This window comes from Pseudomonas pisciculturae (assembly GCF_015461805.1).
GTDB classification, from domain to species: domain Bacteria; phylum Pseudomonadota; class Gammaproteobacteria; order Pseudomonadales; family Pseudomonadaceae; genus Aquipseudomonas; species Aquipseudomonas pisciculturae.
Genome location: NZ_JACVZE010000009.1, coordinates 232,107 through 246,320 on the forward strand (window position 1 = coordinate 232,107; position 14,214 = coordinate 246,320).

Consider the following 14,214-nt stretch of genomic DNA (forward strand, 5'->3'; position numbering starts at 1 on the left):
AAAGGTTGACCGTTTCCAGGCTGCCTCTCGAACGTATGTTCCGTTTTCCGCCCCTTTAGCTTCTTGTACATCATTGCGTTGAGCTTTGGGGTCGATGACCTGTGCAAGCAGTTCTCTGGTTTCAACGGTTTTTTTTCTGGCCTAGGCAAGAGATACCTCGGGATAGGCGCCCAGTGCCATATTGATTCGGTTCTTGGTTATTGGATGCCGGTAGTTGAAACTCCACAGCCTCGATCAATTGACCCTGACTCGCAGCTGGAGCCCGTTGCCATCGGTCAGAACATAATCCTTGTCTTTTGGGCTGACCTCCCTGAGGTGGCGGTCGGAGAGGCGGGTGGTTTGAGCGCACTTGAGAAGTACTTTATGACCCCATTGGGAATACCAAACGGCTTCGAAACTCCAATAGCTCTGAAAGTCTTATACTTACTAAATTTCAGGCACAAAAAAAGACGTCCGTGGACGTCTTTTTTTGTTGATTTGGTGGAGCCGGGGGGATTTGAACCCCCGTCCGCCAGTACTCCGCTGTCGGTACTACATGCGTAGCCGTTTCTATTAAGTTAACCCTCAGCGACCCGAAGGGCAGGGTGCTTTGGGCGAGTTGTGTAAGTTTTAGCCGCTTCGTCCACAACGTACTGCACGGCGATTCTGTTCTATATGACAATCACTTTGGGTTTACAGACATCCCCTGGTGATTGCTGGACCCGAAGGTACCAGAAGCTCAGGGCTAAGGCTGCTTACGCAGCGAGAGCGAATTCCTGGCCGTAGTTTTCGTCATTGGCAACTATAAGAAGTTGCAACAGTGGATTTACGAGTTCTGTTACCAACTCGGCATGCACCTAAAGTTTCGCGACCGGCGTCGAATCCTAAACGGCCCCGTGCTTGTAACTCGTTGTTTCTTAGTGAGTGACAAGCCTGTGCAGTGTACGCCAAACCGTCGCGGAAGGCCAACCCGAAGGTTGGTCTCCAGCGGCCGGCTGGCTATTTTTCGCCTTTGTTAAGGTTTTGCAGGTCTTGCAGGGCCTTGGACGTGATCTCGATGCACTTCTTGTCGTCACCCGCGGCGTGGGCTGCCATGGCGGAGGAGACGGCGGTGTCTATTTCGCCACTTTTGCCGGTACTGTCGGTGGGGAGCGGCGTTTTGGCATTGTTGATTTTAGTGAGGTTGATTTCGCACAGGTCTTTGTCACCTGCCGCAAAGGCAGGAGAGGCCAACATCGCAGCGGTAATGAACAAGCCAGCAAGAGCGGAACGCTTCATAGGGTATCTCCTTGCGCAAAAGGGCTCGACGCTGCTGGCGTTCAAGGGCTGCCAGCGACATCACTGATGGGCCTCGTTCGTCGAGGCCTATGCAGATGACTGCGCCAGCGCGCAGGGGTTCTGTTTTTTTGCAGGATTAATGCGCGCGGGCTTGGGTTACGCGGTCCACGAGGTAGACCAGCCCGTGATAATCAATGCCCCCGTGCTGGCTCAGGCCGATCTCGCAGGTGCGGCTGGTGGAGATACCTTCGCTGCAATATTGCACCGCATCCTTCAGAGAGCGCAGGGAGTGGGCGTTGAGTTCGGGCGTGGTGAAGCCTTTGTCGCCGGCAAAACCGCAGCAATGAATGCCTTCGGGGATCACCACATTTTTTGAGCAGCGTCGGGCCAGGTCGATGAGGGCTTGGCTTTCGCCCAGGTGTTGGGTGCTGCAGGTGACGTGTACGGCGATGGGGGCTTCCTGAGGGGTGAAGTCGAGGCGGTCCATCAAGTGTGTGCGGATAAATCGTACGGGGTCGTAGAGATCCAGGCGCGTTTTGCCCAGGTCTTGAACCAGGCGCAGGGTGCAGGGGCTGGTGTCGCAATAGATCGGGTCGAGCCCGCCACGACTGGCGTGCAGCAGGGCACCGAGCAGTTCCTGGCGTTTGTGTTCGGCTTGCTCGGCATAGCCCTTGGAGGCGAATGGCTGGCCGCAACATAGGTTGTCCTGGTTATCTGGCGATACCACTTGGTAACCGGCTTTTTCCAGCAGGCCGCGGGTTTTTTCGTACAGGGACATTTGCTCTTTATCACCGGCCGCCGGGCCCATGGCGCGTGAGACGCAGGCCGCGAGGTAAACCACGCGTGGCCGTTCATCGGTCACGGCCGGGCTGAAGCGAATCGCTTTCTCCGGCTGGGGCATGGCGTTGGTCCACTGCGGGATTTGCCCCTTGGACAGTCGGGTGACTGTGGCTGAAAGCTTTGCCAGGCGTGGGGCACCCAGCAGCATGCGTGCACCGTTGGCAACATGTAGCGTAAAGCGTGCGCCTTGCAGTGCCGTGGCGAAGTGGTTGGCGAGCCATTCGGCGGTTTTCGTACGGTCGGCGTCGCGGCTGCGCAGTTTTTTTACCAGGTCGCCGGTATTGATTCCTACAGGGCAGCGTTGGGCACATAAGCCCGTGGCGGCGCAGGTGTCGATGCCTTGGTAGTGGTAGGCCGCTTCCAGCTCGGTGGTGTCGATGCCCGCACGCTTTTTTGCCTGGATATCGCGCCAGATCACGATGCGTTGGCGCGGGCTGAGGGTCAGGCCTTTTGATGGGCACACCGGTTCACAGAAGCCGCATTCAATGCATTTATCCACCAGCTCATCGGCGGCTGGAAGGGGCTTGAGGTGCTTAAGGTGAATCTGCGGGTCTTCGCTGAGCACCACGTCCGGGTTAAGAATGCCGTTGGGGTCGAGCAGGCGCTTGAGTTGCCACATGAGCTGATAGGCGTCGCTGCCCCATTCCAGCTCAACGAAGGGTGCCATGTTGCGGCCCGTACCGTGTTCGGCTTTCAGTGAGCCGCCAAATTCCACTGCCACCAGTTGCGCCACGTCGTCCATGAATGCCTGGTAGCGTGTGACTTCTTGCGCGCTGTTGAAGCCTTGGGTGAACACGAAGTGCAGATTGCCTTCCAGGGCGTGTCCGAAAAGGATCGCTTCGTCGTAGTGATGTTTGTCGAACAATGCGATCAGGCGATTGACGCCGATGGCCAACTGTTCGACCGGGAAGGTTACGTCCTCGATGATCACCGTGGTGCCGGTTTTACGCACGGCACCGACGGCGGGGAATGTGTCTTTCCGAATTGCCCACAGACGGGCGTTTTCGACGGGGTCTTCGGTGAAATCGACCTGTTTCTCTACGGGGAAACGGGCCAAGGACGCCATGATCAGCGCCATCTGTTCGTGCAGCAACGATGGCGTCGCGGCGCGCGACTCGATCAGCAGCGCGCAGGCATTTTCCGATAGGTGCTGTACGAAAGCTGGCATGCCCGGTTTGTCTTGTACCGAGCGCATGCTGCGGCGGTCCAGCAATTCAACGGCGGAAACAGGCTGGGTTTTCAGCACGGTGACAGCATTGCAGCAGGTTTCTACATTCGGGAACACAATCAGTGCCGACGCTTTGTTCGGGTGATCGATAACCGTGTTGTAAGTGACTGCGCTGATAAAACCCAGTGTCCCCTCGGAGCCCACCAGCAAATGGCTGAGGATATCCAGCGGCTCATCGAAATCCACCAGAGCATTGAGTGACAGGCCGGTGGTATTTTTCAGACGGTATTTGTGGCGGATTTTCGCAGCCAATTCAGCATTGGCCCGCGTTTCACGCCCTAAGGTTGCCAGGCGCTCAAGCAGCGCGCTGTGCTGTTGTCGGAAGGCGGCGACGCTGGCCGCATCTTCTGTGTCCACGCAGCTGCCGTCGGCCAGTACCAGGCGGATGCCCGCCAGCGTGTGATAAGTGTTTTGTGCCGTACCACAGCACATGCCGCTGGCATTGTTGGCGACGATGCCACCGATCTTGCAGGCGTTGATCGACGCGGGGTCAGGCCCGATCTTGCGCCCGAACGGCGCCAGCCAGGCGTTGGCCTGTGCGCCGATGACGCCGGGTTGCAGGCGAATCTGCGTGCCTTGCCCGCGAATGTCGCGGCCGTTCCAATTGTCCCCCAGCACGATCAACACCGAGTCGCTGATGGCTTGCCCGGAAAGGCTGGTGCCGGCTGCGCGGAAGGTCACCGGGACATGGTCGCGTTGAGCCAATTGCAGCAAGGCAACGACTTCGTCTTCGGACTCCACGCGGATCACCAGTTGTGGGATCAGTCGGTAAAAGCTGGCGTCAGTGCCGAATGCGAGGGTGGAAAGGGGGTCGTCGAAACGCCGATCTTTCGGGATCAGTTGTGCGACGTCGCTTATAAAAGCAGCAGGCAGGCTCATCGGTCCTCCAGAAATAGCTGACGCCGGAATGGGTGTCCGGCGTCGATTCTTACTCTATTACTTACGCGTTGGCCTTAGTGCACCAGCATACCGGTGAACCAGTAAGCCTGGGCCAATGTGATCAGCCCTACGATGGTGGCGAAGAACAGGCTGTGCTTGAGGGTGAAGCGGAAAAGGTCGGATTCTTTGCCCACCAAGCCGGTGGCGGCGCAGGCCACGGCGATCGACTGCGGCGAGATCATCTTGCCGGTCACGCCGCCGCTGGTGTTCGCCGCTACCAACAGAGTGTCGTTGACGCCGATCTGATGGGCGGTGGTGGCTTGCAGTGAGCTGAACAGGGCATTGGATGAGGTGTCAGAGCCCGTCAGGAAAACACCCAGCCAACCCAGGAATGGTGAGAAGAACGGGAAGGCTGCACCCGTGCCGGCCAATACCAGGGCCATGGTCGATGACATGCCGGAGTAGTTGGTGACGAACGCAAAGGCCAACACCATGCCGATGGAGAGGATCGGCCAGCGCAGCTCGTAGAAGGTCTCTTTCAAAGTGGTAAGACCAATTTTGATATCGATCTTGAGCACGATCATGGAGATCAGCGCGGAGAAGAAAATCGCGGTGCCGGTCGCCGAGATCGGGTCCAACTTGAATACGGCCGGGATCGCAGTCGGGTTGGTCACGATCGGCGCAACCTTGACCACCAACTGATCCAGGTGCGGGATCGCGAAGTTGAACACCCAGCTGTACATCGAGCCACCGGCTGCAAACATCGCTTTGAAGGGCTTGAGGGTCCAGATCGTGACCAGCACGGTGAGGATCAGGAACGGCGACCAGGCTTTGAAAATCTGCCCAAGGCTGTAGGGCGAGGCAACGGTGCTGCGGGGTAGACCGAAGCCGCCGGCGCTGGCGGTGATCGCTGCGCTGGACGTGGCACCGGCAATCTGTGCGCCTGCGGTGCGCTTGGGTTGCCAGACTTTCAGGAACAGGGTCAGGGAGATCAGGCTGGCCAGGGCCGAGGTGATGTCTGGCAGTTCCGGGCCGATGAAGTTGGAGGTGAAGTATTGCGTGATGGCAAAGCTTAGGCCCGCAACCAGTGCGGCCGGCCAGGTTTCGCGCACGCCACGCATACCGTCCATCATGAATACCAGCCAGAACGGCACGAACAGCGACAGCAGCGGCAGTTGGCGGCCGGTCATGGCGCCGATCTTGAATGCGTCGATGCCGGTCACTTGGCCCGCAACGATAATTGGGATGCCCAGGGCGCCGAAGGCTACGGGTGCAGTGTTGGCGATCAGGCACAGGCCGGCGGCGTACAGCGGGTTGAAGCCCAGGCCCACCAGCAGCGCGGCGGTAATTGCTACTGGTGCGCCGAATCCGGCTGCACCTTCGAGGAAGGCGCCGAAGCAGAAGCCGATCAGCAGCACCTGCAAGCGTTGGTCGTCAGTGATCGACAGGACGGAGCTGCGGATGATCTCGAACTGGCCGCTCTTGACGGTCAGTTTGTAGAGAAATACCGCCGCGACGATGATCCACGCGATAGGCCACAGGCCATAAGCAAAGCCGTAACCTGCGGCGGCCAGCGCCATGTCTACCGGCATCTGGAAGGCAAAGATCGCCACCAGAATCGACAGCGCCAAGGTGATGCTGCCGGCGACGTGGCCTTTGAGGCGAAACACGGCCAGGGCCAAAAAGAAGAATACGATCGGGATAACGGCTGCCAGTGCGGACAGGCCGAGGCTGCCGAGTGGGCTGTAGAGCTGTTGCCAGGTTTGCATATGGGGTAGCCCCTAATTGTTGTTGGTCAGGCACTGCATAGTCGATTTGGATAATTGGTATTACCAATTTACAATCGTTGTTGGCTAGGTTAAAAGCCTTCGGGGGGATGTGTCAATTTGTCGCCTGCGAAACTTTGGTCGTAGTTCGGGTGGTAAGCGGTGCTGATCGGGCAAAACGAGGGTGTTCTGATAGGTGTGGTGCGTGCTGGGATAGGCGAGAATAGAGGGCCCGGCGAGTGGTCGGGATGGTGGAGAGTGGGTTATGGGGTTTGATCAGGTGCGTCAGCGCCGTTTGTCTGACGATATTGTCGAGCAGCTTGAGGGCATGATCCTTGAGGGCACGCTGAAGTCGGGTGAGCGTTTGCCGGCCGAACGTGCGTTGGCGGAGCAGTTTGGTGTGTCGCGCCCGTCGCTGCGGGAGGCGATCCAGAAACTGGCGGCCAAGGGTTTGCTGGTGAGTCGCCAGGGTGGTGGTAATTATGTTGCCGAGTCTCTGGGTTCGACCTTTAGTGATCCGCTGCTGCATCTGCTGGAAAACAACCCTGAGGCTCAGCGCGATTTGCTCGAGTTTCGCCAGACCCTCGAAGCGTCCTGTGCTTATTACGCCGCGTTACGCGCTACCGAAGTGGATCGTGAGCGACTTAAGGCGGCCTTCGAGGCGCTGCAGGATTGTTACTCCCGCTCCGATGAGGTGAGTCGAGTGGAGGAGGGCGCAGCAGACGCGCAGTTTCACTTGGCGATCGCCGAGGCCAGTCATAATGCTGTGTTGCTGCACACCATTCGCGGCTTGTTTGATCTACTCAAGCGTAACGTGGTGACCAACATTGGTGGCATGTATCAGCAGCGCACTGAAACCCGCGACATGCTGATCAGTCAGCACCGGGATCTATACCTGGCGATTATCGAAGGGCGAGCGGAGCAGGCGCGTGAAGTTTCTACGCGTCATCTGCTGTATGTGCAGGAAGTGTTGGACGAGGTACGTCAGGAGGTTCAGCGCATGGCGCGTGCGGAGCGGCGCAAGGGGATGTAGCCCTGGCGGTGAGCTCAGGGCCACATAGCTGCAAGGGTTAGTCTTCCTTGCCCTTGTTGCGCACGGCGCGATGCAGTTCGCGATTGGAATCGCGCTCGCGCTCGGTATCACGCTTGTCGTATTCCTTCTTGCCCTTGCCCAGTGCAATCTCGCACTTGACCAGGTGCTTGCTCCAGTACCAGGACAGGCAGATGCAGGCATAGCCCTTCTGCTGAACGGCAGCGGCGAGTTTTTCCAGCTCGCGGGCATTGAGCAGCAGCTTGCGCGTGCGCACCGGGTCGGCAATCACGTGGGTGCTCGCGGTGGTCAGCGGGGTGATGTGACTGCCGAGCAGCCATGCCTCGCCGTCCTTGAGCAGCACATAGCTGTCGACCAGCTGCAGTTTGCTGGCACGCAGACTTTTTACTTCCCAGCCGGCCAGGACCAGACCAGCCTCGAAACGATGTTCGATGAAGTAATCGTGTCGCGCCTTTTTATTTTGCGCGATGGTCCCTGTGGGGTGTTTCTTTTGTTTAGCCATAGGGGCGGCATTATAGGGAGTTGCGAGCGTGTCGGCTACGGTCAACCTGCGTGCTTGAGCGTGTCTGATGAATCCCGGACAATGCGGGCAGTTCTTTGGTTTTTTTCTCTCGCGGATCGGGCTGTTTTTTCGCGATGTTTGCCTCAGCAGTGGAAATAACGCACACATGACGACGCATATTCAACGTTCAGCGCTGCTGCCTTATCCGGCACAGGCGCTCTATGACCTGGTCAACGACGTGGCGCGTTACCCGGAATTCCTGCCGTGGTGCTCAACTGCCGAGGTGTTGGAGGGTAGCGATGAGCATATGGTCGCCAGCGTTGGTGTGGCGAAGGGCGGCCTTAGCCAGCACTTTGTCACGCGCAATGTACTGGTGCCGGGCAAATCCATCGAAATGAACCTACAGGAGGGGCCTTTTACCCAGTTGCATGGTGTTTGGGTATTCAAGGCGCTGACCGACAAGGCCTGCAAGATCAGCCTGGATCTGTCATTCGACTACGCAGGGCCGATCGTGCGAGCGACGCTGGGGCCTTTGTTCAATCAGGCGGCCAATACGCTGGTGGATGCATTCTGTCAGCGGGCCAAGCAACTGCATGGTTGAGATCGAGGTGGTGTACGCCGCCGTGGATCGCCAGGTGTTGTTGGCGGTGGCGGTGCCAGCGGGTACCCGTTTGCGAGCGGCAGTACAGTTATCAGGGATCGCGACGCAATTTCCTGAGATGGATCTTGCAGGCTGCGCTCTGGGAATATTCGGTAAGGTCGTTGCGGATTCAGACGTGCGTACCGTGCAGGCCGGTGATCGTATCGAGATCTATCGGCCTTTGCTGGCCGACCCTAAAGAAGTGCGCAGGCTGCGCGCTGCCAAGGCGGCGTTGGCCAGGCAGCAACACTCATAAATCTGCCAATTCGCACATAGCAAAAAGCCCGGCATGCCGGGCTTTTTGTTGGGCGCCGCAAAGTTACTGCGGGCTGGTGTCCAGAGGCTGCGGCGTCGGGACGGGTACAGTCTCCACGCCGTCGACGTCTTTCTGGATCTTGTCGAGCAGTGAGCCGGGCTTGGCTGGCACTTCAGACTTCGGCTTCTCGGCTTCCTGCGCTGGCGCGGTCACGTTGGTACCGTTGTCCTTGCCTAGCAAGGCCTCATCGCGGCTTACGCCGGGCATGAAATCGCCGGACAGGCTCACAAGCTGGTCGTTGCCATTAAAAATGACACTGACGCGTTCCTGTTGGCGTTCACCGCCACCAGGCTGCAGGCTGTAGAGATAATCCCAGCGATCAGCATGGAACGTGTCGGTCAGCAGGGGGTTGCCCATGATAAACCGTACTTGCCGTCGGGTCATTCCCGGGCGTAACTGGTCTATCATGTCCTGCGTGACGACATTGCCCTGCTGGATGTCGATTTTGTAAACCCCGGGGAATGAACAACCGGCGAGTGCGAGCAGTCCCACAAAGGTGAAACTGGTTAGCAAGAGCTTGGTGTTTTGCATCGGTGGGCGACTTCCACTATCTTGGCTGGGACAACGTAAACGCCGATCATACCCGTATTAAGAGAAGCTGCGAAGCAGCATCCGCGAGAAAGCTAACCATGGTTGAAAATAGCGAACTACGCAAAGCCGGTCTTAAAGTGACTCTGCCACGAGTCAAAATTCTACAAATGCTCGATTCTGCTGAGCAGCGCCACATGAGTGCCGAGGATGTTTACAAGGCGCTGATGGAGTCTAACGAGGACGTAGGCCTGGCCACGGTTTACCGTGTGCTTACCCAGTTTGAAGCCGCAGGGCTGGTGGTTCGTCATAATTTCGACGGCGGTCATGCAGTGTTCGAATTGGCTGACGGTGGTCATCACGACCACATGGTTGACCTGGATACCAACGAGGTTATCGAGTTCACCAGCCCGGAGATCGAAGCACTGCAGCATAAGATTGCTGAGGACCATGGCTTCGATTTGGTTGACCACAATCTCGTGTTGTACATCCGTAAGAAAAAGTAAAAATCGCTGCAGATTCGCTCTGCAAAACGATTGAAGGCGACCCTAGGGTCGCCTTCGTGCTTTATATAGAGGGAGATTTATCCGTTCAGGCTTTAGCGGCCACGACCATTTTCTTCGCGTGGGCCAAAGATTCCTTGGTCAAATCTATGCCCCCGAGCATGCGTGCGACTTCTTCGACGCGTTCCGACTTGTTCAGCTTCGATACGGCGGTATGCGTTGCATCGCTGCCCCGCACTTTATGCACAAACAGATGCTGATGCCCTTGGGCGGCCACTTGTGGCAAGTGGGTTACGGTAAGCACCTGGCCTCGGTCCCCCAGGCGACGCAATAGCTGACCGACAATTTCTGCTGTCGGCCCGCCAATCCCCACGTCCACTTCATCGAACACCAGTGTCGGTACTCGGGAGGTTTGTGCGGTGATCACCTGGATCGCCAGGCTGATGCGCGAGAGTTCGCCACCTGACGCCACTTTCGCCAACGCTTTGAGTGGTTGCCCGGGGTTGGCGCTGACTAATAGCTCGACCTGTTCCAGCCCGTGTGGCTGCAGCTCATTGCTGGTGTTGGGGCGTAATTCAATGGTGAAGCGGCCGCCCGGCATGCCCAGGCGCTGGATCTCCAATTCCACTGCGCTGGCCAGGCCGGTCGCCGATTGCTGGCGCAAGTCGCTTAGCTCTCGGGCTTTCTCTTGATAGTGGCGGGCGAATGCCGCGAGTTCATCGCCCAGGCGCTCGATGGATTCATCGTTTGCATTCAGGGTTTCAATTTCATCCAGCAGTTTCTGCTGCATCGTCGCCACTTCGGTGGGCTGGATTCGATGTTTGCGCGCCAGGGTGTAGATGGTGTCCAGGCGCTCTTCGATTTCTAGCAGGCGTGCCGGGTCGGCATCGAAATGATCCAGGAAGCGATTCAACTCGCCGACGGCTTCTTCTACCTGGATCTGTGCGCTGGTCAGCAGGGTGGTTGCTTCACACAAAGAGCCGGAGGCACTGTTCACGCTGGACAGGCGATTGAGGCTGGCAGTCAGCGCATTGAGCACATTGCCGGAATCGCTTTCACTGCATTGCTCGACGACTTGGCGGCAGATGCCCAGCAGCGTCTCTGCGTTTGTCAGGTTTTTTTGTTCCTGCTCAAGCTGTTCCAGCTCGGTCTCACCCAAGCCCAGGCTTTCCAGCTCTTCAAGCTGATAGCTGAGTAATTGGTGGCGAGCGCGCTGTTCGTCACCGGAGTTGGAGAGACGCTCCAGCTCATGGCGGGTCTGGCGCCAGCGCTGGGCGGCAAGCTGTACTTGCCGGGCAAGGTCGGTGGCACCGGCATACTCATCGAGCAGGCGGCGATGGGTGTCGGTTTTCAGCAGGGATTGGTGTTCGTGCTGGCTGTGGATATCGATCAGCAGCTCGCCCAAAGCCTTCAAGTCGCCAAGGGGGCAGGGCGTACCATTGATGTAGCCTCGCGAGCGTCCTTCCGCGGTGATCACCCGACGCAGGATGCACGGCCCGTCATTATTAAGGTCACGTTCCGCCAGCCAGCTTTCGGCTTCGGGTATGTCGGCGAGGTCGAAGGTGGCCAGAATGTCGGCCTTGTCGGCGCCGGGGCGTACGACGCCGCTGTCGGCGCGGTCACCCAGCGTCAGGCCCAGGGCGTCGAGCATGATCGACTTGCCGGCGCCGGTTTCGCCTGTGATTACGCTCATCCCGCGATCCAGTTCGAGATCCAGGTGTTCAACGATGGCGTAGTTATGTACAGACAAGTGCACGAGCATGACGGCCGCTCCCAGGTGTTAGGTCTGGTTATTTATACAGTGTTTTGTTTGGGGCTGACAATCCTGATGCTTAGCTCGATTTGCTCGCTCGTCTGGGTTTTTTAGCGCAATGAGGAATGAATGAGCCGGAATTGATCCCGCGCACTGGAAAGACTTTTGGTAACGCCTGCGCCCTTGAACCTGGAAATTGTGGCCCCATATACCGGAACAGAAGCGCGAGTTGAGATCGCGCATGATTTTGAAAGGAGAAATCTATGGCTGACGAACAGACGCAGGATACGCAAACTCCAGACGCTAACTCGGCTGCCGGTGATGAGCTGGCGACTCGTGTGCAAGTGCTCGAAGAGCAATTGGCTGCTGCGCAGGACCAGTCTTTGCGTGTTGCCGCCGATCTGCAGAACGTCCGCCGCCGTGCCGAGCAGGATGTAGAGAAGGCGCATAAATTCGCGCTGGAAAAATTCGCCAATGACTTGCTGCCGATCATCGACAGCCTGGAACGTGGCCTTGAGTTGTCCAACCCGGACGACGAAAACATCCGCCCGATGCGCGAAGGGATCGAGCTGACCCTGAAAATGTTCCAGGACACCCTGAAGCGTTATCAGTTAGAAGCGATTGATCCACAAGGCGGTGAGCCGTTTAACGCTGAGCATCATCAAGCCATGGCCATGCAGGAAAGCCATGACCTGGAGCCGAACAGCGTGCTGAAGACGTTCCAGAAGGGTTACCTGCTCAATGGTCGCTTGTTGCGCCCGGCGATGGTTGTAGTGAGCAAGGCGCCAGCGCCGGTTTCGCCCTCTATTGATGAGCAGGCTTGAAATCCGCCGCAAGGCCCCCATCTATAAGTCAAGCGTTTAAGTGCTACCGCAGTTAGCCACAACTGCTGCGGCAACCAAATTCAAGTTTCGGGAGAGTAAATCATGGGCAAAATTATCGGTATCGACCTGGGGACCACCAACTCGTGTGTCTCCGTTCTGGAAAACGGTAAAGCTAAAGTTATCGAAAACGCCGAAGGCGCGCGTACTACGCCGTCGATCATTGCTTACGCCAATGACGGTGAGATCCTGGTGGGTCAGTCGGCCAAGCGCCAGGCTGTAACCAACCCGCACAACACCCTGTACGCGGTAAAGCGTCTGATCGGCCGTAAGTTCGATGAAGAAGTCGTACAGAAAGACATCAAGATGGTCCCTTACAAAATCGCCAAGGCTGACAACGGTGACGCCTGGGTTGAAGTGAACGGCCAGAAAATGTCCGCTCCGCAGATCTCGGCTGAAGTCTTGAAAAAGATGAAGAAGACTGCTGAAGACTACCTCGGTGAAACAGTGACCGAAGCGGTGATTACCGTTCCGGCCTACTTCAACGACAGCCAGCGCCAGGCGACCAAAGACGCCGGCCGCATCGCTGGTCTGGACGTAAAACGTATCATCAACGAACCGACCGCGGCCGCTCTGGCTTACGGCATGGACAAGGCCAAAGGCGACCACACCGTGATCGTTTATGACCTGGGTGGCGGTACGTTCGACGTCTCGGTTATCGAGATCGCTGAAGTTGACGGTGAGCACCAGTTCGAAGTGTTGGCCACTAACGGCGACACCTTCCTGGGTGGTGAAGACTTTGACATTCGTCTGATCGACTACCTCGTCGACGAATTCAAGAAAGAAAGCGGCATGAACCTCAAGGGTGACCCGCTGGCGATGCAGCGTCTGAAAGAAGCCGCTGAGAAAGCCAAGATCGAACTGTCGTCCAGCAATGCGACCGACGTGAACCTGCCGTACATCACTGCAGACGCCACTGGTCCTAAGCACTTGAACGTGAAGATTTCTCGCGCCAAGTTGGAATCGCTGGTTGAAGACCTGGTTCAGCGCACCATCGAGCCTTGCCGCATTGCTCTGAAAGACGCAGGCATCGACGTTGGCGCGATCAACGACGTGATCCTGGTGGGCGGTCAGACCCGTATGCCACTGGTTCAGCAAAAAGTGACCGAGTTCTTCGGTAAAGAAGCACGTAAAGACGTGAACCCGGACGAAGCGGTTGCCATGGGTGCTGCTATCCAGGGCGCGGTATTGGCCGGTGACGTTAAAGACGTGCTGCTGCTGGACGTCAGCCCGCTGACCCTGGGTATCGAAACCATGGGTGGCGTGATGACTGCGCTGATCGAGAAAAACACCACGATTCCTACCAAGAAATCGCAAGTGTTCTCGACTGCCGACGACAATCAGGGCGCTGTGACCATTCACGTGCTGCAAGGTGAGCGTAAACAAGCCGCTCAGAACAAGTCTTTGGGCAAGTTCGACCTGGCTGAGATTCCACCAGCACCACGTGGCGTGCCACAAATTGAAGTGACCTTCGACATCGACGCCAACGGCATCCTGCACGTCGGCGCGAAAGACAAGGCTACCGGCAAGGAGCAGAAGATCACGATCAAGGCCAACTCCGGTCTGTCTGATGAAGAAATTCAACAGATGATTCGTGATGCTGAAGCCAACGCTGATGCGGACGCCAAGTTTGCTGAGCTGGCCGGTGCACGTAACCAAGGTGATGCCCTGGTTCACTCGACGCGCAAAATGGTCGCTGATGCTGGCGATAAAGTAACTGCCGAAGAGAAGGCCGCGATCGAAGCTGCCGTGGTTGCCCTGGAAGCCGCTATTAAAGGCGACGACAAGGCTGCCATCGAAGCCAAGGTTGAGGAGCTGTCGAAAGTCTCCGCGCCAGTTGCTCAGAAAATGTACGCCGAGCAACAGGCCCAGCCTGAAGGCGGCGCGCAGCAGGCAGAGCCTGAAGCCAAGCACGACGACGTTGTCGATGCCGAGTTCGAAGAAGTCAAAGACCAGAAGTAAGTTGGTCGCCCGGTTGACCGCTATCAAGCGGTGACTGGTAGGATGTCGCCGCGCGGGAGCTTGCTCCCGCGTTGGCGTGTCTGGGGTATGCGAATTTTTACAGCATGC

12 protein-coding genes, 1 other RNA gene and 1 pseudogene are annotated in these 14,214 nt (G+C 57.6%); 6 read left to right on the plus strand and 8 right to left on the minus strand.

Annotated features, from left to right (window positions below; genetic code table 11):
• Positions 1-26 precede the first annotated feature (26 nt).
• The 5 genes and pseudogenes from ICY20_RS28180 to ICY20_RS23525 form a co-directional block, all read right to left on the minus strand.
• Positions 27-279 (minus strand): annotated as a pseudogene (locus ICY20_RS28180) (integrase arm-type DNA-binding domain-containing protein); the annotation flags it as partial.
• A 199-nt stretch (positions 280-478) separates the two neighbouring features.
• Positions 479-875: a transfer-messenger RNA gene (gene ssrA, locus ICY20_RS23510) on the minus strand.
• A gap of 103 nt (positions 876-978) precedes the next feature.
• Positions 979-1,257, minus strand: a complete 279-nt coding sequence (locus ICY20_RS23515) for a hypothetical protein (RefSeq protein WP_159956111.1) — start codon at positions 1,255-1,257, stop codon at positions 979-981.
• 136 nt (positions 1,258-1,393) lie between these two features.
• Positions 1,394-4,204, minus strand: coding sequence for an FAD-binding and (Fe-S)-binding domain-containing protein (locus ICY20_RS23520; RefSeq protein ID WP_194938711.1), 2,811 nt, complete (start codon positions 4,202-4,204; stop codon positions 1,394-1,396).
• A 74-nt stretch (positions 4,205-4,278) separates the two neighbouring features.
• Positions 4,279-5,973 carry a lactate permease LctP family transporter gene (locus tag ICY20_RS23525; RefSeq protein ID WP_194938712.1) on the minus strand — a complete coding sequence of 565 codons (1,695 nt, stop codon included), beginning with the start codon at positions 5,971-5,973 and terminating at the stop codon, positions 4,279-4,281.
• 262 nt (positions 5,974-6,235) lie between these two features.
• Here ICY20_RS23525 and ICY20_RS23530 point away from each other — a divergent pair, with 262 nt between their 5' ends.
• Positions 6,236-7,003, plus strand: coding sequence for an FCD domain-containing protein (locus ICY20_RS23530; RefSeq protein WP_159956117.1), 768 nt, complete (start codon positions 6,236-6,238; stop codon positions 7,001-7,003).
• Positions 7,004-7,040: 37 nt separating this feature from the next.
• Here ICY20_RS23530 and smpB read toward each other — a convergent pair whose 3' ends face one another.
• Complete coding sequence (gene smpB, locus ICY20_RS23535; RefSeq protein WP_003235073.1) at positions 7,041-7,523, minus strand: SsrA-binding protein SmpB; 483 nt, start codon at positions 7,521-7,523, stop codon at positions 7,041-7,043.
• A 166-nt stretch (positions 7,524-7,689) separates the two neighbouring features.
• Between smpB and ICY20_RS23540 the strand changes: the two genes are divergently transcribed.
• Positions 7,690-8,124, plus strand: coding sequence for a type II toxin-antitoxin system RatA family toxin (locus tag ICY20_RS23540; protein WP_049711477.1), 435 nt, complete (start codon positions 7,690-7,692; stop codon positions 8,122-8,124).
• A complete protein-coding gene (locus tag ICY20_RS23545; RefSeq protein ID WP_194938713.1) occupies positions 8,117-8,419 on the plus strand; it encodes an RnfH family protein in 303 nt (100 codons plus the stop codon). The genes ICY20_RS23540 and ICY20_RS23545 overlap by 8 nt, the downstream gene beginning before the upstream one ends.
• Before the next feature lie 63 nt (positions 8,420-8,482).
• On the opposite strand, the gene ICY20_RS23550 is transcribed toward ICY20_RS23545, so the two are convergent.
• Complete coding sequence (locus ICY20_RS23550; protein WP_058427661.1) at positions 8,483-9,010, minus strand: outer membrane protein assembly factor BamE; 528 nt, start codon at positions 9,008-9,010, stop codon at positions 8,483-8,485.
• A gap of 98 nt (positions 9,011-9,108) precedes the next feature.
• Here ICY20_RS23550 and fur point away from each other — a divergent pair, with 98 nt between their 5' ends.
• Positions 9,109-9,513: a ferric iron uptake transcriptional regulator gene (gene fur / locus ICY20_RS23555; protein WP_003235066.1), complete on the plus strand. Its 405-nt coding sequence runs from the start codon at positions 9,109-9,111 to the stop codon at positions 9,511-9,513.
• Positions 9,514-9,598: 85 nt separating this feature from the next.
• On the opposite strand, the gene recN is transcribed toward fur, so the two are convergent.
• Positions 9,599-11,272, minus strand: coding sequence for a DNA repair protein RecN (gene recN / locus ICY20_RS23560; protein WP_159956120.1), 1,674 nt, complete (start codon positions 11,270-11,272; stop codon positions 9,599-9,601).
• A gap of 254 nt (positions 11,273-11,526) precedes the next feature.
• Between recN and grpE the strand changes: the two genes are divergently transcribed.
• Together grpE and dnaK are read left to right on the plus strand one after the other, a co-directional pair.
• The gene (grpE, locus tag ICY20_RS23565; protein ID WP_159956121.1) at positions 11,527-12,087 is read left to right on the plus strand and encodes a nucleotide exchange factor GrpE; all 561 of its coding nucleotides are present in this window, start codon (positions 11,527-11,529) and stop codon (positions 12,085-12,087) included.
• A gap of 102 nt (positions 12,088-12,189) precedes the next feature.
• Positions 12,190-14,106: a molecular chaperone DnaK gene (gene dnaK, locus ICY20_RS23570; protein WP_159956122.1), complete on the plus strand. Its 1,917-nt coding sequence runs from the start codon at positions 12,190-12,192 to the stop codon at positions 14,104-14,106.
• The last annotated feature ends 108 nt before the right edge of the window (positions 14,107-14,214 follow it).

Excerpts from the sequence above, each read along its gene's own strand:
- recN (WP_159956120.1), bottom strand. The coding sequence starts at position 11,272 with ATGCTCGTGCACTTGTCTGTACATAACTACGCCATCGTTGAACACCTG.
- ICY20_RS23530 (WP_159956117.1), top strand. The coding sequence starts at position 6,236 with ATGGGGTTTGATCAGGTGCGTCAGCGCCGTTTGTCTGACGATATTGTC.
- smpB (WP_003235073.1), bottom strand. The coding sequence starts at position 7,523 with ATGGCTAAACAAAAGAAACACCCCACAGGGACCATCGCGCAAAATAAA.
- ICY20_RS23540 (WP_049711477.1), top strand. The coding sequence starts at position 7,690 with ATGACGACGCATATTCAACGTTCAGCGCTGCTGCCTTATCCGGCACAG.
- ICY20_RS23550 (WP_058427661.1), bottom strand. The coding sequence starts at position 9,010 with ATGCAAAACACCAAGCTCTTGCTAACCAGTTTCACCTTTGTGGGACTG.
- ICY20_RS23520 (WP_194938711.1), bottom strand. The coding sequence starts at position 4,204 with ATGAGCCTGCCTGCTGCTTTTATAAGCGACGTCGCACAACTGATCCCG.
- ICY20_RS23545 (WP_194938713.1), top strand. The coding sequence starts at position 8,117 with ATGGTTGAGATCGAGGTGGTGTACGCCGCCGTGGATCGCCAGGTGTTG.
- ICY20_RS23525 (WP_194938712.1), bottom strand. The coding sequence starts at position 5,973 with ATGCAAACCTGGCAACAGCTCTACAGCCCACTCGGCAGCCTCGGCCTG.
- dnaK (WP_159956122.1), top strand. The coding sequence starts at position 12,190 with ATGGGCAAAATTATCGGTATCGACCTGGGGACCACCAACTCGTGTGTC.
- grpE (WP_159956121.1), top strand. The coding sequence starts at position 11,527 with ATGGCTGACGAACAGACGCAGGATACGCAAACTCCAGACGCTAACTCG.
- ICY20_RS23515 (WP_159956111.1), bottom strand. The coding sequence starts at position 1,257 with ATGAAGCGTTCCGCTCTTGCTGGCTTGTTCATTACCGCTGCGATGTTG.
- fur (WP_003235066.1), top strand. The coding sequence starts at position 9,109 with ATGGTTGAAAATAGCGAACTACGCAAAGCCGGTCTTAAAGTGACTCTG.